This window comes from Pseudomonas sp. MD195_PC81_125 (assembly GCF_014060985.1).
Taxonomy (GTDB): Bacteria; Pseudomonadota; Gammaproteobacteria; order Pseudomonadales; family Pseudomonadaceae; genus Aquipseudomonas; species Aquipseudomonas parakoreensis.
Map to the genome: position 1 here is coordinate 1 of NZ_JABULD010000548.1, position 19,737 is coordinate 19,737.

The 19,737-nt window shown below is 60.6% G+C and carries 15 protein-coding genes and 3 pseudogenes; 4 read left to right on the forward strand and 14 right to left on the reverse strand.

Annotated features, from left to right (window positions below):
* Positions 1-44 precede the first annotated feature (44 nt).
* Both metK and HT737_RS21920 read right to left on the reverse strand, forming a co-directional pair.
* Positions 45-1,234: pseudogene (metK, locus tag HT737_RS21915) on the reverse strand (methionine adenosyltransferase).
* Positions 1,235-1,252: 18 nt separating this feature from the next.
* Positions 1,253-2,248 (reverse strand): metalloregulator ArsR/SmtB family transcription factor, encoded by a 996-nt coding sequence (locus HT737_RS21920; protein WP_182403991.1) that lies wholly within the window; start codon positions 2,246-2,248, stop codon positions 1,253-1,255.
* Between the two features lie 258 nt (positions 2,249-2,506).
* Here HT737_RS21920 and tkt point away from each other — a divergent pair, with 258 nt between their 5' ends.
* Complete coding sequence (gene tkt / locus HT737_RS21925; protein ID WP_182403992.1) at positions 2,507-4,504, forward strand: transketolase; 1,998 nt, start codon at positions 2,507-2,509, stop codon at positions 4,502-4,504.
* 70 nt (positions 4,505-4,574) lie between these two features.
* Here tkt and HT737_RS21930 read toward each other — a convergent pair.
* From HT737_RS21930 to HT737_RS21945, 4 genes and pseudogenes are all read right to left on the reverse strand, one after another.
* A pseudogene (locus HT737_RS21930) lies at positions 4,575-5,527 on the reverse strand (hypothetical protein).
* A 17-nt stretch (positions 5,528-5,544) separates the two neighbouring features.
* Positions 5,545-7,260 carry a proline--tRNA ligase gene (locus HT737_RS21935; protein WP_121184077.1) on the reverse strand — a complete coding sequence of 572 codons (1,716 nt, stop codon included), beginning with the start codon at positions 7,258-7,260 and terminating at the stop codon, positions 5,545-5,547.
* Between the two features lie 129 nt (positions 7,261-7,389).
* On the reverse strand, positions 7,390-8,949 hold the full coding sequence (locus HT737_RS21940) for an AmpG family muropeptide MFS transporter (protein ID WP_182403994.1): 1,560 nt from the start codon (positions 8,947-8,949) through the stop codon (positions 7,390-7,392).
* A 43-nt stretch (positions 8,950-8,992) separates the two neighbouring features.
* Complete coding sequence (locus tag HT737_RS21945) at positions 8,993-9,346, reverse strand: MGMT family protein (protein WP_047292044.1); 354 nt, start codon at positions 9,344-9,346, stop codon at positions 8,993-8,995.
* 167 nt (positions 9,347-9,513) lie between these two features.
* Between HT737_RS21945 and HT737_RS21950 the strand changes: the two genes are divergently transcribed.
* The gene (locus tag HT737_RS21950; protein ID WP_095667354.1) at positions 9,514-10,521 is read left to right on the forward strand and encodes a DUF481 domain-containing protein; all 1,008 of its coding nucleotides are present in this window, start codon (positions 9,514-9,516) and stop codon (positions 10,519-10,521) included.
* A 164-nt stretch (positions 10,522-10,685) separates the two neighbouring features.
* On the opposite strand, the gene HT737_RS21955 is transcribed toward HT737_RS21950, so the two are convergent.
* Complete coding sequence (locus tag HT737_RS21955) at positions 10,686-10,895, reverse strand: cold-shock protein (protein ID WP_002554837.1); 210 nt, start codon at positions 10,893-10,895, stop codon at positions 10,686-10,688.
* A 353-nt stretch (positions 10,896-11,248) separates the two neighbouring features.
* Between HT737_RS21955 and dcd the strand changes: the two genes are divergently transcribed.
* Positions 11,249-11,815 (forward strand): dCTP deaminase, encoded by a 567-nt coding sequence (dcd, locus tag HT737_RS21960; RefSeq protein ID WP_003222308.1) that lies wholly within the window; start codon positions 11,249-11,251, stop codon positions 11,813-11,815.
* Positions 11,816-11,917: 102 nt separating this feature from the next.
* On the forward strand, positions 11,918-12,127 hold the full coding sequence (locus HT737_RS21965) for a hypothetical protein (RefSeq protein WP_047292047.1): 210 nt from the start codon (positions 11,918-11,920) through the stop codon (positions 12,125-12,127).
* 45 nt (positions 12,128-12,172) lie between these two features.
* On the opposite strand, the gene pdeM is transcribed toward HT737_RS21965, so the two are convergent.
* From pdeM to HT737_RS22000, 7 genes and pseudogenes are all read right to left on the reverse strand, one after another.
* Positions 12,173-12,829: a ligase-associated DNA damage response endonuclease PdeM gene (gene pdeM / locus HT737_RS21970; RefSeq protein WP_182403995.1), complete on the reverse strand. Its 657-nt coding sequence runs from the start codon at positions 12,827-12,829 to the stop codon at positions 12,173-12,175.
* A pseudogene (locus HT737_RS21975) lies at positions 12,826-15,316 on the reverse strand (ligase-associated DNA damage response DEXH box helicase). Before HT737_RS21975 ends, pdeM begins: the two are co-directional and overlap by 4 nt.
* A gap of 171 nt (positions 15,317-15,487) precedes the next feature.
* On the reverse strand, positions 15,488-16,252 hold the full coding sequence (locus HT737_RS21980) for an ABC transporter ATP-binding protein (protein ID WP_047292052.1): 765 nt from the start codon (positions 16,250-16,252) through the stop codon (positions 15,488-15,490).
* Positions 16,253-16,265: 13 nt separating this feature from the next.
* A complete protein-coding gene (locus HT737_RS21985) occupies positions 16,266-17,384 on the reverse strand; it encodes a succinylglutamate desuccinylase/aspartoacylase family protein (RefSeq protein ID WP_182403996.1) in 1,119 nt (372 codons plus the stop codon).
* A gap of 11 nt (positions 17,385-17,395) precedes the next feature.
* Positions 17,396-18,106 (reverse strand): ABC transporter permease, encoded by a 711-nt coding sequence (locus HT737_RS21990; protein ID WP_182403997.1) that lies wholly within the window; start codon positions 18,104-18,106, stop codon positions 17,396-17,398.
* Complete coding sequence (locus HT737_RS21995; protein ID WP_127649627.1) at positions 18,103-18,831, reverse strand: ABC transporter permease; 729 nt, start codon at positions 18,829-18,831, stop codon at positions 18,103-18,105. Before HT737_RS21995 ends, HT737_RS21990 begins: the two co-directional genes overlap by 4 nt.
* A gap of 57 nt (positions 18,832-18,888) precedes the next feature.
* Entirely contained in the window at positions 18,889-19,671 is a 783-nt protein-coding gene (locus tag HT737_RS22000) for a transporter substrate-binding domain-containing protein (RefSeq protein WP_003222321.1), read from the reverse strand.
* Positions 19,672-19,737: the final 66 nt, after the last annotated feature.

The following is a 19,737-nucleotide window of genomic DNA, read 5'->3' on the forward strand; positions in this document are numbered from 1 at the left end:
ACGGCGCGAACCGTGCGGGGCTTTTTTTTGCAGCCGGGAAGGGCTTACAGACCTGCGGCGGAACGCAGAGCGTCGGCGCGGTCGGTTTTTTCCCAGGTGAAGGTGGAGAAGGTGTCTTCGCCAACCGTCTTGGTCTGCGGAGCACGACCGAAGTGGCCGTAGGCTGCAGTTTCCTGGTACATCGGGTGCAGCAGATCGAGCATGGTGGTGATTGCGTATGGACGCAGGTCGAACACTTCACGCACCAGTTTGATGATCTTGTCATCGCTGATCTTGCCGGTACCGAAGGTGTTCAGCGAGATCGAAGTCGGCTGAGCGACACCGATGGCGTAGGACACCTGAATCTCGCAACGCTCGGCCAGGCCGGCAGCGACGATGTTCTTGGCAACATAACGGCCAGCGTAGGCAGCCGAACGGTCAACCTTCGATGGATCTTTACCGGAGAACGCGCCACCGCCGTGACGGGCCATGCCGCCGTAGCTGTCGACGATGATCTTGCGACCGGTCAGACCGCAGTCACCTACCGGGCCGCCAATGATGAACTGGCCGGTCGGGTTGATGTGGAACTGGGTGTCTTTGCTCAGCAGTTCGGCAGGCAGCACGTGCTTGACGATCAGCTCCATCACGCCTTCGCGCAGGTCTTTGTACGACACTTCAGGATTGTGCTGGGTCGACAGTACAACGGCGTCGATACCGACCACCTTGCCGCCTTCGTAGCGGCAAGTCACTTGCGACTTGGCGTCTGGACGCAGCCACGGCAGCAGGCCCGATTTGCGGGCTTCGGCCTGGCGCTGCACCAGCTGGTGCGAGAAGGTGATCGGCGCTGGCATCAGCACGTCGGTTTCGTTGCTGGCGTAGCCGAACATCAGCCCTGGTCGCCGGCGCCCTGATCTTCAGGCTTGGCGCGGTCAACACCCTGGTTGATGTCAGGGGACTGCTTGCCGATGATGTTCATCACGCCGCAGGTCGCGCCGTCGAAGCCGACTTCGGAGCTGGTGTAGCCGATGTCGCAGATCACATCACGAACGATCTGCTCCAGGTCGACCCAGGCGCTGGTGGTCACTTCACCGGCCACGATGGCAACGCCGGTCTTGACCAGAGTTTCCACGGCAACGCGTGCGTGTTTGTCCTGGGCAATAATGGCGTCCAGCACCGCATCGGAAATCTGGTCGGCGATTTTGTCCGGATGTCCTTCAGACACGGACTCGGAGGTGAAGAGGGAGTATTCGCTCATCTCGATGTTTTCCTGAATTTACCGATGGTGAGTGTCGCCAGCCGGTCGCTGAAAGTGGCGAACCTGGATCTGGAAACCATTACGTAAGCCTACATAGAGGCTGTCCCCGGGAACGAGTCCCGCAGCGGTGGCCCAACGGGCCAGATCGTCCTGTTCAAACCCCAACCACAGATCACCGCAGGCCTCCCTGGCCCAACTCTGGTTGTGGCTACATAACTCTGTCACGAGCAGGCTACCGCCCGGTTGCAGCAGGCCGGCCATGTGCTTGAGCGCTTCGGCCGGCGCGGCGAAATGGTGCAACACCATGTTCAGTACCACGCAATCGGCCTGAAGGCTGGAGCCATTCAATGCATCGGCCAATTGCAGGCTGACGTTAGCCAGCCGTTCACGTTCACATACCTGACGCGCCAGTTCGAGCATCGCCGGGCTGTTGTCCAGCGCGGTTACGGTGCCGAAGCGGCGGGCCAGTTCCGGCAGAAAAGCACCATCGCCGGGGCCGACTTCAATGGCCGTGGCAGCACCATTGAAGTTCAGTTTGTCGAGCAGGGCCAGCACGCTGTCGCGGTACTGCGGCAGACCTGCGATCAAGTCTTGCTGGGCGCGGAATTTTTCCGCAACCCGTGCGAAAAAGTCCTGGCTGGCGGCTTCACGTTGTCCGTGGACCTGAGCGATGCGAGCCTGCACGTCCTCCGGCAGCGCCAGATTGTCGACTTCTTCTAACAGTGCTGCATGCAACTTGCCGCCCAGCAATTCGGTGTGGGGCAGGGCGCGGCGATAGAAAATCGCGTTGCCCTCGCGGCGCGTCGCCACCAGATCGGCCTGGGCCAGCACCTTGAGGTGGTGGCTCATGCCTGACTGACCAATGCCGAAAATCTGCGCCAGCTCCAGTACGCCGAACGAATCGTTGGCCAGCGCGCGCAATACATTCAGGCGCAGCGGGTCGCCACCGGCCTTGCACAGAGCCGCCAGCTCGTCGCAATCGTCATGGCGAATGGAAGGCACGCGTAAGTTCATGGGGCAGCAGTCTAGTGACGGTGGGAAATCGCCGCAAGGGCAATATCAAAAAGTTTTGATATTGCTCGATAGATGGCACTTCTCACTGGCTGGTTAACTCTACAAACGAACAGCGGAAAGGTTTCACCAGACGAAACCGCCGTCCAGCACGGGAAAAACGCCCTCGGATGACTATCTGTCATTGCCCCGAGGCGCTCCGGTGAGGGAAAATGCCCTCCTTTTTTCCGTTTCAATCTATTCACACCCAGGAGATCAGCGATGCCTAGCCGTCGTGAGCGTGCCAACGCCATTCGTGCCCTCAGCATGGATGCCGTGCAAAAAGCCAACAGCGGCCATCCCGGTGCCCCTATGGGTATGGCAGATATCGCCGAAGTACTTTGGCGCGACTACCTCAAGCACAACCCGAGCAACCCGTCGTTCGCCGACCGTGACCGCTTCGTGCTGTCCAACGGCCACGGCTCGATGTTGATCTATTCGCTGCTGCACCTGACCGGTTACGACCTGTCGATCGACGACCTCAAGCAGTTCCGTCAACTGCACAGCCGCACCCCGGGCCACCCGGAATTCGGCTACACCCCGGGCGTCGAAACCACCACCGGCCCGCTGGGTCAGGGTCTGGCCAACGCCGTCGGTTTCGCGCTGGCGGAGAAAGTTCTCGGCGCGCAGTTCAACCGTCCTGGCCACAACATCGTTGATCACCACACCTACGTGTTCCTCGGTGATGGCTGCATGATGGAAGGCATTTCCCACGAAGTCGCTTCTCTGGCCGGTACCCTGGGCCTGGGCAAGCTGATCGCCTTCTACGATGACAACGGCATTTCCATCGATGGCGAAGTCGAAGGCTGGTTCACCGATGACACGCCAAAGCGTTTCGAGTCCTACAACTGGCAGGTGATCCGCAACGTCGACGGTCACGATCCGGAAGAGATCAAGACCGCCATCGAAACCGCGCGCAAGAGCCCGCTGCCGACCCTGATCTGCTGCAAGACCACCATCGGTTTCGGTTCGCCGAACAAGCAGGGCAAGGAAGATTGCCACGGCGCCCCGCTGGGTGACGCGGAAATCGCTCTGACCCGTCAGGCGCTGAACTGGAACTACGGCCCGTTCGAAATCCCGGCCGACATCTATGGCGAGTGGGATGCCAAGGAAAAAGGTCGCGCCGCCGAAGCCGAATGGGATCAGCGTTTCGCTGCCTACTCTGCGGCGTTCCCGACCGAAGCCAACGAGCTGATCCGTCGTCTGAGCGGCGAACTGCCGGCGGACTTCGCGGAAAAAGCCTCGGCTTACATCGCTGAAGTCGCGGCCAAAGGCGAAACCATCGCCAGCCGTAAAGCCAGCCAGAACACCTTGAACGCGTTCGGCCCGCTGCTGCCGGAACTGCTCGGCGGTTCGGCTGACCTGGCCGGTTCCAACCTGACCCTGTGGAAAGGTTGCAAGGGCGTCAGCGCTGAAGATGCCAGCGGCAACTACATGTACTACGGCGTGCGCGAATTCGGCATGACCGCGATCATGAACGGCGTGTCCCTGCACGGCGGTCTGGTGCCTTACGGCGCAACCTTCCTGATGTTCATGGAATATGCGCGCAACGCGGTGCGCATGTCGGCGCTGATGAAGAAGCGCGTGATCCACGTCTACACCCACGACTCCATCGGTCTGGGCGAAGACGGCCCGACGCACCAGCCGATCGAGCAACTGACCAGCCTGCGTTCCACGCCGAACCTCGACACCTGGCGTCCAGCCGATGCCGTTGAATCGGCGGTGGCCTGGAAAAACGCGCTGGAGCGCAAGGACGGCCCGTCGGCGCTGATCTTCTCGCGTCAGAACCTGCAGCATCAGGAACGCGACGTCGCCCAGATCGCTGACATCAGCCGTGGTGGCTATGTGTTGAAGGACTGCGCAGGCGAGCCTGAGCTGATCCTGATCGCCACCGGTTCGGAAGTCGGTCTGGCCGTTCAGGCCTACGACAAGCTGACCGGGCAAGGCCGCAAGGTGCGCGTGGTTTCCATGCCTTGCACCAGCGTGTTCGATGCGCAGGACGCCGGCTACAAGCAATCGGTTCTGCCGCTGCAGGTCAGCGCACGTATCGCAATCGAAGCGGCTCACGCCGACTTCTGGTTCAAGTATGTGGGGCTGGAAGGTCGCGTGATCGGCATGACCACCTACGGCGAATCGGCGCCGGCTTCGGCATTGTTCGAAGAATTCGGTTTCACCCTGGACAACATCCTGGGTCAGGCTGAAGAGCTGCTGGAAGACTAAAACATAGCGCGGCGACCCAAGTCGCCGCGTTCCCTGTAGGAGCTGCCGCAGGCTGCGATCTTTTTAAGGCTTAATTCGGTCCTGGATCAGCCACCAGCGCCCGGCATCCTTGGTCAGCGACTTGAGAAACTCGGCCTGCAACTCAGGATCGTTGCGCGTCAGTTCGATCAGGCTTTGCTCCAGCTCGCTGGCTTCTTCTTCCAGACCCAGCTCCGACAGGCGCTTGACCCGGTGGACCCACTGGCTCACTTCGTCGTCTTCCAGATCGTCGTAAATCAACCCGTGGGCTTCGAGCAACTTGCTGCGCAAATGACTGCTGATCGCCAGGGACGAATCGCTGTGCACGTCATCCTTGCCATCTTCGACGCTGATTTGCAGCTTGCCAATATGATTCAGGTCATTTTCGGCGAACGGACTGTCCAGCAGGTTCAGGCGCAGCACGCCGTTGCGATCAGTGGTCATGTCGAAGGTCTGCTTGCCAGCCTTGACCTGCACCGGACGCTCGCTCCACGGCAGGCTCGAATATTCCGTGCGCTTGTCGCGCTGGACTTCATCGATACCGGCCAGGTTCTGTTGTGCACGACCGTGAGACTGCACGTTCATGAACGGGTTGACCCCGGCAATGCCGTAGTTCAGCCAGTCCTTGGTCACGCTGTCCGGCAGATTGCCCAAAGCGAACACATTGACCACATTGGCGCCGAGACCGGCAACCACCGCCACTGCACCCAATGGAATCTCATAGATTTCGCGCCAGGGCTGGTAAGGCGTGTAGCGGTCGTAACGGCGTGTGACTTCGAACTCGGTGACTTCGAAGGTCTTCTGTTCGTTGATCTTCACACGTCGTTGCGGCAGCTCGAGCACCTTAGGCTCACCGACATCGATCTGCAGGCTGTGGTCGAGCAGTTTGCGCTCGACCCGCTCTTCGTGCTCGCTGCGCTGTGACATCTGATTGGCGCAGCCGCTGACCAGCAGGGCGCCGCACAAGACGGCGCCACCGAGGCCCAAGGTGTTTCGCTTGAACATGAGGTCTCTATCTGGATTCAGCGGCGGATACGGGCCTGAAGGAAGGACAGCACATCGGCGACCGGCAGCGCTTGCGCTTCGGCCTCGGTGCGGCTCTTGTATTCCAGGTTGCCTTCGGCGAGGCCGCGGTCACTGACCACGATCCGGTGAGGAATGCCGATCAGCTCCATGTCCGCAAACTTGATGCCCGGGCTGGTTTTCTTGTCGCGATCGTCCAGCAACACTTCGAAACCGGCCGCCGTCAGTTCTGCGTACAGCTTGTCAGTGGCTTCGCGCACTTGCTCGGTTTCATAGCGCAGCGGTACCAGGGCGATCTGGAACGGCGCCAGGGTGTCGCTCCAGATGATGCCTTTGTCGTCGTTGTTCTGCTCGATGGCGGCAGCGACCACGCGGGATACGCCGATACCGTAGCAACCCATCTCCAGCGTGACCGGCTTGCCGTTCTCGCCCAGCACTTCGCACTTCATCGCCTTGCTGTACTTGTTGCCCAGCTGGAAGATGTGCCCGACTTCGATGCCGCGCTTGATTTCCAGCGTGCCTTTGCCGTCCGGGCTTGGGTCGCCGGCCACGACGTTACGCAGGTCGGCGACGGTCGGAACCGGCAGATCGCGCTCCCAGTTCACGCCGAAGTAGTGCTTGTCGTCGATGTTCGCACCGATGCCGAAGTCGCTCATCAGTTCGACCGAGCGATCGATGATGATCGGCAGTGGCAGGTTCAGCGGGCCGAGGGAACCGGCGCCGGCGCCAATGGCGTCACGCAGTTCGGCATCGGAAGCCATGACCAGCGGGCTGGCGACGCCTGGCTGGTTGGCCGCCTTGATTTCGTTGAGCTCGTGGTCGCCACGGATGATCAGGGCAATCAGCTTGCCTGGCTCTTCGGCGTGGACGATCAGGGTCTTGATGGTCTTTTCAATCGGCAGATTGAATTTTTCCACCAGCGCGGCAATGGTCTTGGTCTCCGGGGTGTCGACCAGGCGCAGCTCTTCGGCCGGTGCCGGACGCGAGGTTTCGCGTGGCACGGCTTCGGCTTTCTCGATGTTCGCCGCGTAGTCGGAACCGTTGCTGAAGACGATGTCGTCTTCGCCGGACTCGGCCAGCACGTGGAACTCGTGAGAGCCAGCGCCACCGATCGAACCATTGTCGGCCTCAACCGGACGGAACTTCAGGCCCAGGCGGGTGAACACGTTGCAGTACGCCTGATGCATGCGGTCGTAGGTGACCTGCAGCGAAGCCTGATCGGCGTGGAACGAGTAGGCGTCCTTCATGATGAATTCACGACCACGCATCAAGCCGAAGCGTGGGCGGATTTCGTCACGGAACTTGGTCTGGATCTGGTACAGGTTGATCGGCAGCTGCTTGTAGCTGCTCAATTCGTTGCGCATCAGATCGGTGATCACTTCTTCGTGAGTCGGGCCCGCGCAGAAGTCGCGACCGTGGCGGTCTTTGATGCGCAGCAGCTCAGGGCCGTATTCTTCCCAGCGCCCCGATTCCTGCCACAGCTCGGCCGGTTGGGTGCTCGGCATCAACACTTCAAGAGAACCGGCAGCGTTCATTTCTTCGCGAACGATGGCTTCAACCTTGCGCATTACCCGCAAGCCCATCGGCAGCCAGGTGTACAGGCCCGAAGCGAGTTTGCGAATCATGCCGGCGCGCAGCATCAGCTGGTGGCTGACGACGACCGCATCGGAAGGCGTTTCTTTCTGTGTGGCGAGCAAAAATTGACTGGTGCGCATGGTTGGCCGTTGTCGGTTGCTATGACTGGAAATGACGGAGCAGTGTACCGGCGAGATTTGCCGACGTACAGGATTGCGCTTGGTGGTGAGGCTCGACGGCGGGAATCCTCCCGCCGTATCTGAAATGTCCTACGACTCTTCGACGACGGAGGTCGGTGCAGGCTCGGGCGTTGGCGTCGGGCCCGCACGGCGATTTTCCTGGAACCAGTGCAGGGCGATCAGCACCAGCGTCGGCACCCCGAGCAGCGCGGTGATCATGAAGAAGTTGTGGTAGCCGAACTTCTCGACCATGACACCGGAGTAACCGCCCATCAGGCGCGGTAGCAACAGCATGATCGAACTAAGCAGGGCGTACTGGGTGGCCGAGAACTTGAGGTTGGTCAGGCTCGACAGGTAGGCGACGAACGCCGAGGTTGCGAGCCCGGAACTGAAATTGTCGAGGGAGATGGTCACCACCAGCATTTGCAGGTTCGGCCCCATGTCGGCCAGCATCACAAACAGCAGGTTGGTCGCCGCCGAAGCCGCGCCACCGATGAACAGGATCGGCAGGATGCCGAACCGCACGATCAGCAGGCCGCCCATGCCGGCACCGACGAGGGTCATGATCAGGCCAAAAATCTTGCTCACGCTGGCGATCTGATCCTTGGTGAAGCCCTGGTCGATGTAGAAAACGTTGGCCATCACGCCCATTACCGTGTCGGACATCCGATACGTGGCGATCAGTCCGAGCAGCAGCAACGCCTGCCAGCGGTAGCGCAGGATGAAGTCGTTGACCGGCGTCAGCACTGGCGCCAGGCCGCGACGGCCCATGGTCGACAGGCACAGGCCGGTGAGCAGGGTATAGAGGATTGCACGCAGGAAGGCGCGGTCTTCGAGCAGCAGGTCGAGCGGACTCAACTGACCGAACAGTACGCTGGCGAAATCGGTGTTGTAGAGCTGAGTGAACATTGCCGGAACCGACACCAGCAACACGATCAGCACGAATACCGAGGCCAGTTGATGGACGAAGCTGTAGCGACCGGCCTGCAACTGCGTGCGCAATGGCACGGGCGGTTCGCGCATCAGCAGCGAGGTCAGCAGTGCAGGGACCATCAACACCCCGAACAGGGCGTAGGTGCCGGTCCAGGCTGAATGTTGGTAGTTGAAGCCGGTGGAGCCGAAGCCTTCGGCGAAGAACAGCGCGCCCGCCGTGGCCAGCAGGGCGGCGACTCGGTAGCCGGACATGTAACTGGCGGCCAGTGCGGCCTGACGGCTGTCGTCGGCGATTTCCAGGCGATAGGCGTCGACCGCGATATCCTGGGTGGCGGAGGCAAAGGCGACGATGACGGCAATGGCGATCAGCCAGGACAGGTGTTTCTGCGGATCACAGAAGCCCATGCCGATCAGGCCCAGAATCACTAACGACTGCGAGAGCACCAGCCACGAACGGCGGCGGCCGAGTTTGCCCAATAAAGGCAGGCGCCATTGGTCGAGCAGCGGTGACCAGACCCATTTGAAGGCGTAGGCCAAGCCAATCAGGCTGGCGTAGCCGATGGTCTCACGGGCAACGCCGGCTTCACGCAGCCAGACGGACAGCGTCGAAAACACCAGCATGTACGGCAGGCCGGCAGCAAAACCGAGCAACAACAGCACGAGCGTCGAAGGACTGGCATAGGCGGCTAGCGCGGCGCGCCAGGTTTTACGGGGCATGGGCTGAAGTCTGCCTCAAGATTGCGAAAACAAAGCGCGCACTCTAACCGCTGTGCTCTATCGGACGCCAGCCATGGCGCTGAATATCCACACGATTGTTCAGGATGGTGACGCCTTCAGAACGTAATCGTGCCCGTTGTTCGTCTCCCGAAGGGCTGCCCAGCGGCAGGCTGATCCGACCGCCGGCACCCAATACCCGGTGCCACGGCAGTCTGGTATCGCCGGGTAGTTGGCTGAGGGTCCGGCCAACCCAGCGGGCGGCACGCCCCAGACCCGCGAGTTCGGCCAGCTGACCATAGCTGACCACTTTGCCTTCAGGTACTTGGGCAAGGGTCGAATAAAGCGCCGTGCGTCGGATTTGCACTTCGCTTTCATCGGGAGGGTTCGGCTCTTTCACCTGTGCGGTTCCTGAACATCAGTCGTGTGGATGGGCTTAAGCGTAATCGCTCGTCGGCCAGATGAGAAATGAACTCAATGGAAATCGTCCGGTCAGTCCTTGTCAGGGTCTTATTCCTCCGGATAATGCCGACCTTTTTTTCGCAAACTTGAGCCCTTGAACTGCTTATGCTGTCCAGAACCCTGCTGTGCCTTGCTGTTTTCAGTGCATCCACGCCCCTGCTTGCCGACACCGTCTGGTTGAAGAACGGTGACAAACTGAGCGGCAAGATTTCCGTTTTCGATGGCGGCAAATTGCTGATTCAGACCCAGTACGCGGGTGCGGTCACCATTGACTGGAAAGAGGTCAAGACCCTGCAGAGCGATCAGGAACTGCTGGTCAAACAGGACGCCTACAACGGTGAAAAGGCCAAGTCGCTGACCGCCGCCGATGACGGCAAGGTCACTCTGGCCAACGGCGAGGCGCCGAAAACCGTCGAGCTGGCGAGTATCCAGCAGATTCTCAAACCGAAACCGGTGGTCGAAGATCTGGTGTGGAAAGGCAATATCGGTCTGGCGATGGACTATCAGCGGGCGGAAAAGGACACCGACGATTACGACATCGACTTCAAGACCACGGCACGTCATGGTCGCTGGCGGCACACTGCCGAGGGCGAATACAACCGCGAGGTGCAGGACGACGAAGTCACCACCAATAACTGGCGCGCTGAATACGCGCTCGACCGTTTCCTCACCGACAAGTGGTTCTGGCAGGGGCGCCTGAACTACAAGCGTGATTACGTTGAAGAGCTGTCACGTCAGCGCGTGGTCGGTACCGGTCCGGGCTACCAGTTCTGGGATGACGAGCTGGGGGCGTTCTCGCTCGGCTCGCTGCTCAACCGCACCGATTACGAGTACAGCGATGGCGGCAAGGACAATTTCTATTCGGTCGCCATGAAGTGGGATTACAACCGCTACCTGATTGGCAAGAAGGTCGAGTTCTTCACCAACGGCGAACTGGGCAAGCCGCTGTCGGATGTGGCCAATTACGCGCTGGATGCCGAGATGGGGCTGCGTTACAAGGTTACTGACTGGGCGTCGCTCAATCTCAAGGCCGAGCGCGACATCATCAGTGGCACGAAGGACGCAGATTTGAACAAGACCCGCTACACCGCAGGGTTTGGCGTGGCCTGGTAAGGCACAAGCAAAAGATCGCAGCCTGCGGCAGCGCCTACAGGGGAATGGTATTTATCCCGTAGGAGCTGCCGCAGGCTGCGATCTTTTTTTTGCGTCTGGAAAACAGACACCCACAAAAAAGCCCCGCTTTTGAGGGCGGGGCTCTTTTCTAAAGAAGCTACAAGTTAGATAACTTGTACTTCTTCAGCTTGCATGCCTTTCTGACCGCGGGTAGCGATGAAAGAAACCTGTTGGCCTTCTTTCAGGCTTTTGAAGCCGTCGGATTGGATAGCTTTGAAGTGAACGAACAGGTCGTCACCGGATTGTGGAGTGATGAAGCCGAAGCCTTTTTCATCGTTGAACCACTTAACGGTACCGGTTTGGCGATTAGACATGGTGTAACTCCTTGAACAAAGATAACTGCGACTCAGGAAGAACCCTGGCCGAGACTGAGTGCAAAGAGCAGGAAAAATTCTTGTAGATGGTTGGATCGAAATTCAACATATCGTGTAGAGATTCTCAGTGACACAAGCAGCACAGTGGCGCCACCTTAACCCTTTTTCCGGAACGTGCCAATGCTTCTTGCGAAGGTTTCTCTGTTTTAAGGATCGGCGGTGTGACGCTTCGTCGCCAGGACGCGTATTTCCAGCGTGTACGCCGAGAATTGCAGCGCACACTTTGAACCCGGCGGCGCGCCCGGTAAGATGCCGGACAGATTTTTTCCACCTCGCTATTCAGGACACCCGCCATGAGCATCAAATCGGACAAGTGGATTCGCCGCATGGCGCAGGAACACGGCATGATCGAGCCTTTCGTCGAGCGCCAGGTGCGCGGCAGCGACGACAGCCGTGTGATCTCCTACGGTGTGTCGAGCTACGGCTACGATGTGCGTTGCACCAACCATTTCAAGGTGTTCACCAACATCAATTCGGCGATCGTCGACCCGAAAAACTTCGACGCCGGCAGCTTTGTCGACATTCACAGCGACGTCTGCATCATTCCGCCGAACTCCTTCGCCCTGGCCAGCACCGTCGAGTACTTCCGCATTCCGCGCAACGTATTGACCATCTGCCTGGGTAAAAGCACCTATGCGCGTTGCGGCATCATCGTCAACGTCACCCCGCTCGAGCCTGAGTGGGAAGGTCATGTGACGCTGGAGTTTTCCAACACCACCAACCTGCCGGCGAAGATTTACGCCAACGAAGGTGTGGCGCAGATGCTGTTCCTCGAATCCGACGAACAATGCGAAGTTTCCTATAAGGATCGCGGCGGCAAGTATCAAGGCCAGCGTGGCGTGACCCTGCCGCGTACCTGATCCGTCCGGCAGTTCGCGGGAATTCTTTGGCGGGCAGGCACTCTATGGGGTGTACTGCCCGTTTTTGCTTCTGGCAAAACGGGCCTTCGCCGAGGAGGTTGCATGAAGATCGATCCGCATATCACCGCCGAACTGGCAAGGCTTGAGCCCAATCAGGTTGGCGTTTTGGCCTGGTCATTGTTGGCACACCCGGCTTTCCATATGGCTGGCGGCATTCCCGGTCAGCCTGATCCCGATACTCCCAACGAACAACCGACCGAACCGGGCGAGCCGACGCTGCCGGACGAGCCGCCACCCGCGCCAGTGGCTTGAGCCGCTGCCCGATCATGGCCAGTTGGCCGAGGTGTGCCCTGTACCTCAGCTGACTGGCCATATTTCGTTGTCGCCGACGACGAAAATCCTGCAGTTGCCATCTTTCTCTACCGCAAAGCCGCCGGTAAACGCGCCAAACGCTGGCAGCAGGCTCAAACCTTCGCCCAGCCGGAAGCACGCCAGACGCAAGCGCTGCCGCCCTTTGCCGTTAAGCCGATAGACGGGATGCACGTGCCCGGCCAGCACATGCCGTTCCGGGTGCGGGTCGGGTTCGTGTTGCAAGGCAAACGGCCCGAGCAGCATCGGTTCCGGAACCACGCGGATATTCAGTGCCGCTGGCGGGTCCCCGGCGCGTTTGTCGTGGTTGCCGCGAATCAGTGTCATCGGCAGATCCGCGTGACGTGCGCGCCATTCGGCCAAGGCATTGAGCGTGCCCGCCGAATGCGAGCCGGGACCGTGCAGAAAGTCACCGAGGAAAATCAGCTGCCGGCAGGGCAGCCTCGCCAGCAAACGGTCGAGCACTTCGATGTTCGCCGTCGTGGTGCCTTGTGGCACCGGCTGGTCGAGGCTGCGGTACGCCGCAGCCTTGCCGAAATGCACGTCGGCGATCAGCAGCGCTTGCTGCGCTGGCCAGTACAGAGCCTTTTCCGGCAGCAGCCAGAGTTCCTCGCCGGCCAGGCGCACGGGATACGCTGCACTCATGAGGCTTGACCCTTGTCGGCGGATTGCTCCAGATCACCGACCATGCGCCGGATGCGGTCGGCAAGTTTTTCCGAGCTCATGCTTTCGCGCATGCGCTCCACCAGCAACGGAAAGCCCAGCGGTGTAGGCCGTTTGATCAGGTGCATGTCCAGTTTCATCCGGTTGATTCGCTCCAATGTCTGTTCCAGACGACGGATATCCAGTTCTTCCCGCAAGACTTCTTCCCCGGCCTGGGCCAGCAGCAGGTTGTCGGCGTCGTATTGCTTGAATACTTCGAAGAACAATCCGCTGGAGGCCTGCACCTGACGGGTACTTTTCGGTGCGCCGGGATAGCCGGCGAACACCAGCCCGGCGATTCGCGCAATTTCGCGAAAGCGCCGCAACGCCAGCTCCCCGGCATTCAGGCTGGCGAGCACGTCGCGCAGCAGCTGCTCGGGGCTGAGCAGTGCTGCATCGAATTGCCCGGACCAATCGACCGGTGTGGCGCTGAGCAACTCCAGCCCGTAATCGTTGACCGCAATCGAAAACGTCAGCGGCTGGCGCTGGCTCATGCGCCACGCCAACAGGCTGGCGAGCCCCAAATGCACCTGGCGCCCGGCAAACGGGTAGAGGAAAAGATGCCAGCCTTCGCGGGATTTCAGCACCTCCGCCAACAGACTGTCGGAAGTGGGCAGACCCGACCAGCGCGCCTGGGTTTGCAGCAACGGTTGCAGCGCGTGCATTTCCGGGCCGACAAACTCACCCCGCGCGGCTGCTGTGAAGCGACTGACCACGGCGGCGGCCAATTCGTTGGAAAGCGGCATCCGCCCGCCATTCCAGCGCGGCACGGCGGCTTTCTTTGCGGTGCTGCGTTTGACGTACGCGGTCATGTTTTCCACCCGCACCAATTCCAGCAAGCGTCCGGCGAACAGAAAGCCGTCACCCGGTTTCAGCCGCGCAATAAAACCTTCCTCGACGCTGCCCAATTGCTTGCCGCCGCCACCCTTGCTCCAGAATTTCAGATGGATGCTCGCATCGCTGACGATGGTGCCGATGCTCATGCGATGACGGCGGGCGAGCCGTGCATCGGGGACGCGCCAGACGCCGTTTTCGTCCGGTTCGACCCGGCGGTAATCCGGATAGGCTGTCAGAGACAGCCCGCCGTGACGTACGAACGCCAGCGCCCAGGCCCAGTCCGCCAGCGTCAGGTCTCGATAAGCCCAGGCACCACGGACTTCTTCGTACAGCGCCTCCGGAATAAAGCCACCGCCCAGCGCCATGCTGACCAGATGCTGCACCAGCACATCCAGCGGTTGGTGCGGCGACAGGCGCGGTTCGATGAGTCGCTGCGCCACGGCATCGCGTGCGGCGACGGCTTCGATCAGTTCCAGGCTGTGGGTCGGCACCAGCGTCACTCGCGAGGTGCGCCCCGGCGCGTGACCGGAGCGCCCGGCGCGTTGCATCAGCCGCGCCACGCCCTTGGCCGAGCCGATTTGCAACACCCGCTCGACGGGCAGAAAGTCCACGCCCAGATCCAGGCTCGAGGTGCAGACTACGGCTTTCAACTGCCCGTCCTTCAACGCTTGCTCGACCCAGTCGCGGGTCTCGCGGGCCAGCGAACTGTGGTGCAGTGCGATCAACCCGGCCCAGTCAGGCCGCGCTTCGAGCAACGCCTGATACCAGATCTCCGACTGCGCGCGGGTGTTGGTGAAGACCAGGCTGCTGGCGCAGGCGTCGAGTTCGGCGACAACCTGCGGCAGCATCTTCAGACCAATGTGCCCGGCCCACGGAAAACGTTCGATGGCGGGCGGGATCAAGGTGTCGACCTTGAGTGATTTTTCGCTCTGGCCCTGCACGCTGATCCCGCCGCCCTGTGGGATCAGCACCTGTTCGGCGTGAGCTTGATTACCGAGGGTCGCGGACACGCCCCAGACGATCAGTTCCGGTTGCCAGTGGCGCAGGCGGGCGAGGGCCAGTTGCAGCTGTACGCCGCGTTTGTTGCCGAGCAGTTCGTGCCATTCATCGACGACGATCATGCGCAGGCTCGACAGTGCGGTTTGTGCGTCGGCGCGGGCGAGCAGCAGGGTCAGGCTTTCCGGGGTGGTGATCAGCGTGGTCGGCAGGCGTTGGCCCTGACGTGCGCGTTCAGCGCTGCTGGTGTCGCCGGTGCGCAGACCGATGCTCCACGGAATCTGCAAATCAGTGACGGGCGTTTGCAGGGCACGCGCAGTGTCGGCAGCGAGGGGCGCGCATCGGCGTGATCCACAACACGGTCAGCGGTTCGGCTGGCGCTTTGCGTTTTTTGCTGTCTGCAACGCTGGGTTTGATGCGGGCGAAGCGGTTGAGCGCGGCGAACCACACCGCATAGGTTTTACCGGCGCCGGTGCTGGCGTGGAGCAACCCGGACTGACCTTTTTTAACGGCGGCCCATACCTGCTTTTGAAAGGCGAACGGCTTCCAGTTGCGTGCGTTGAACCAGGTTTTTGCGAGGTCGGTGGAGGTGGGCATACCGGCGGCGTGCGCTCTGAACGTGTTCCTTCAGTGACCGCGCCGACTGGCGAAAGGTTTAATCACGCCGCAATCCCCGTGTAGGTGCTGCCGCAGGCTGCGATCTTTTGATGTTGCCTTTCAAGATCAAAAGATCGCAGCCTGCGGCAGGTCCTACACAAGGGATTCGGGTTACTTGAGGTTACCGCTGAGGAACTGCTTCAGCCGTTCGCTCTTCGGGTTGCCCAGAACGTCTTCCGGCGCGCCTTCTTCTTCCACCAGCCCTTGATGCAGGAACAACACCTGGCTGGAGACCTTCCGGGCGAAGCTCATTTCATGGGTCACCATGATCATCGTCCGGCCTTCCTCGGCCAGCCCCTGAATCACCCGCAGCACTTCGCCCACCAGCTCCGGGTCGAGGGCCGAGGTCGGTTCGTCGAACAACATCACCTCCGGCTCCATCGCCAGCGCCCGGGCAATCGCCACCCGCTGTTGCTGGCCGCCGGAGAGAAACGCCGGGTACTGATCGGCGACGCGCGCCGGCAGGCCAACCTTGTCCAGGTAACGCCGGGCGCGGTCTTCCGCTTCCTGTTTGCTGCAACCCAGCACCCGGCGCGGGGCCATGGTGATGTTTTCCAGCACGGTCATGTGGCTCCACAGGTTGAAGTGCTGGAACACCATCGCCAGTCGCGTGCGCAGGCGTTGCAGTTCATTCGGGTCGGCGACATGCATGCCGTGGCGGTCGGTGACCATGCGAATCGCCTGGCCGTCGAGGCTCATAGCGCCATCGTTGGGTTGTTCGAGGAAGTTGATGCAGCGCAAAAAGGTGCTTTTGCCCGAGCCGCTGGCGCCGATCAGGCTGATCACGTCGCCGGTCCTGGCCTTGAGCGAAACGCCTTTGAGTACCTGATGGTCGCCATAGCTTTTGTGCAGACCTTCAACCGTCAATTTGTACATGGGACAGACATCCTCAAGGCGAAAGTAGATAGCCGCTGCGATAGGCTTCGGCGCCGGCCACGTGGGCGATCACCATGCCGGCAGTGGCCATGCGCCGCAGCGAGCGGGCGTACATGACGCCGGCAGCGGTGCAATGAATGGGGGTGACCCGGTCGTGGATCGGGTCGATGATTTCGGCAATCTGTTGCCCGGCTTGCAGGTATTGCCCGGCCGTGGCGGTGTACACCAGCAAGCCGCCGACCGGCGTGGTCACCGGTTCGACGCCGGCCAGCGGCGTGGCGGGGAAGGGCAGGGGCGGCTGCGGCTTGGTCTCGCCGACGATCGCATCGAACTGGATCAGGTAATCGATCAAGGCCTGGCAGTCACGACTGGCCATCGGGTGATTGACGTCACCCTGGCCGCGCAACTCCACGGTCACCGAAAAACTGCCCAGCGGAATCTCGAAGTGCTCGCCAAAGCGTTCCTGCAGTTGCCACCATAGCAGGGTGAAGCATTCGTCGAACGACTGGCCGCCGGAATCGGTGGCCAGCAAGCTTGCCTGGGCTTCGATGTAACGCGCCAGCGGCTCGACCTGCGGCCACGCCTCGGGCGTGGTGTAGAGGTGAACCACCGATTCGAAATCGCAGTGCAGATCCAGCACCATGTCGGCATCACACGCCAGCCGTTGCAGGGTCAGGCGCTGGGATTGTAGCTGCGTGGCGGGTGTCTGGCGGGCGAGGGCGTTGCGCAGGCTGGCGCGGATCAGCTCAAGGTTGCGCTGCGGGTCGTCGCCCAGTTTACCCTCGATGTCGTTGCCGATTTCTTCGCTGAGGTCGACGAACCAGCGATTGAAATTCTGCCCGCTCTCCAGCTCGTAACGGCCCAGCGGCACGTCCATCAGCACTTGTTCGAGGCCGACCGGATTGGCCACCGGCACCAGCACGATCTGGCTGCGCAGGCGCCCGGCGGCTTCCAGCTCCGCCAGGCGCTGCTTGAGGTGCCAGGCCACGAGCATGCCGGGCATTTCGTCGGCATGCAGCGAGGACTGGATGTAGATCTTGCCTTGGGCCTGCTCCGGGCCGAAGTGGAAGCTGTGGATCTGGCGTGCGGTCCCCGGCACCGGGGCCAACAGGTCATGGATCTGGTGTCGCATTACAGGGTTTCCTAGTGGGTCGGCCCGAGGAAGGCCAGCCATCGGCGTTCGGCGAGACGGAACAGGCCGACCAGCGCAAAGGTAATGGTCAGGTAGATCAGCGCGGCGATGCCGAACGACTGGAAGGTCAGGTAGGTCGCCGAGTTGGCGTCCCGCGCCACTTTCAGGATGTCGGGGATGGTCGCGGTGAAGGCCACGGTGGTCGAGTGCAGCATCAGGATCACTTCGTTGCTGTAATACGGCAACGAACGGCGCAGCGCCGAGGGCATGATCACGTAGGCATACAGCTTCCAGCCGGTCAGGCCGTAGGCCTTGGCCGCTTCGACTTCACCGTGGTTCATGCTACGGATCGCCCCGGCGAAAATCTCCGTGGTGTAGGCGCAGGTGTTCAAGGCAAACGCGAGGATCGTGCAGTTCATCGCATCGCGAAAGAAACTGTCGAGCAACGGTTGCGCGCGCACGGCGGCCAGGCTGTAGATCCCGGTGTAGCAGATCAGCAACTGGATATAGAGCGGCGTGCCACGGAACAGGTAGGTGTAGAACTGCACCGGCCAGCGCACATAGAAGCGCGACGAGACCCGGGCAATCGACAGCGGGATCGACACCAGAAAACCGATGAAAATCGAGGCGCTGAGCAACCACATCGTCATCGCCAGTCCGGTGATGTTGGTGCCGTCGGTATAAAGGAAGGGTTTCCAGTATTCCTGCAGGAGTTCGATCATCGTACGGCCTCCCGGGCACCGGCGGCGTAACGACGCTCAAGCCAGCGCAGGATAACGTTGGATGCACTGGTGATCAGCAGATAGATCAAGGCGGCGAGTACCAGGAAGTAGAACAGTTGATAGGTGCTTTTACCGGCGTCCTGCGCGGCTTTGACCAGATCCGCCAGACCGATGATCGACACCAGCGCAGTGGCCTTGAGCATTACCATCCAGTTGTTGCCAATGCCCGGCAAGGCAAAACGCATCATTTGCGGGAACACCACGAAGCGAAAGCGCTGGCCGCGTTTGAGGCCGTAGGCGGTGGCCGCTTCGACCTGACCGCGCGGTACGGCGAGAATCGCGCCACGGAAGGTTTCGGTGAAATACGCACCATAGATGAAGCCCAGCGTGATCACCCCGGCGGTAAAGGAGTCGATTTCGATGTAGTCCCACTCCATGACGTCGGTCAGGGCGGTCAGCCAGGTTTGCAGGCTGTAGAAAATCAGCAGCATCAGCACCAGATCCGGCACGCCGCGGATCAGCGTGGTGTAGAGCTGGGCAGGCAGGCGCAGCAGTCTGGATTTCGACAGTTTGGCACTGGCGCCCAAGAGACCGAGCAACACGGCCACCAGCAGCGACAACGCCGATAATTTGATGGTCATCCAGGTGCCTTCCAACAGCAACGGACCGAAGCCCTTGAGGCTGAAGGCGGAGAGCCCCAGATTTTGTAAGAGGTTTTCGAACATAAATCAGCAACCTGAGCGGATGGAAAAGGCGCCCATCGAGTGATGGGCGCCAGGGCATTATTTACCGCTGTACAGATTCAGATCGCCAAAGTGCTTCTTTTGAATCTCGGCGTATTTGCCGTCATCGTGTAACGCTTTGATACCTTTATCTAAAAGCGCCTTCAGCTCTTTGTTACCTTTCTTAATACCGACAGCGGTTTTGGCTGGCAGCAATTCGCTGTCGACCGGCTTGCTGACTTCGTAGTTGGCGCCATCCGGCGACTTCAAAAAGCCCAGTTCGGCTTGCAGCATGTCCTGGATCGAGGCGTCGAGGCGGCCGTTTTTCAGGTCGGCGTAGACCTGGTCCTGGTTGGCGTAAGCCTGGATTTTCACCCCGGCCTTCTCCAGTACGGCCTTGGCGTAGGCTTCCTGGATGGTGCCTTGCTCGTAACCGACGGATTTGCCCTTGAGGGAAGCGACATCATCGCTCAGGCCGGAACCCTTCTTGAACACGTAGGAAGTCGGGCCGGAGAACAGTTCGCTGGAGAAATCGATCGCCTTTTCACGGGCCGGGGTCACGGTCATCGACGAGATCACACCGTCGAATTTGTTGGCGTTGAGGCCCGGAATCATGCCGTCGAAGTCGCTTTCAACCCATTTGCACTTGACCTTCAGCTCGGCGCAGATCGCGTTGCCCAGGTCGATGTCGAAGCCCACCAGGCTGCCGTCGGCCGCTTTCGACTCGAACGGTGCGTAGGAAGGATCAACGCCAAAACGCAGCTCTTTGTATTCCTTGGCCAGCGCGGAGCCGGCAGCCATGCACAACGCCAGTGCAGAAAGGGTCAGCAATGCTTTTTTCATTATTCAATCCCTAAGAACCAATATGAGCGCTTGTGGCGCAGAATTATTGTTACTGGAACGCGTACG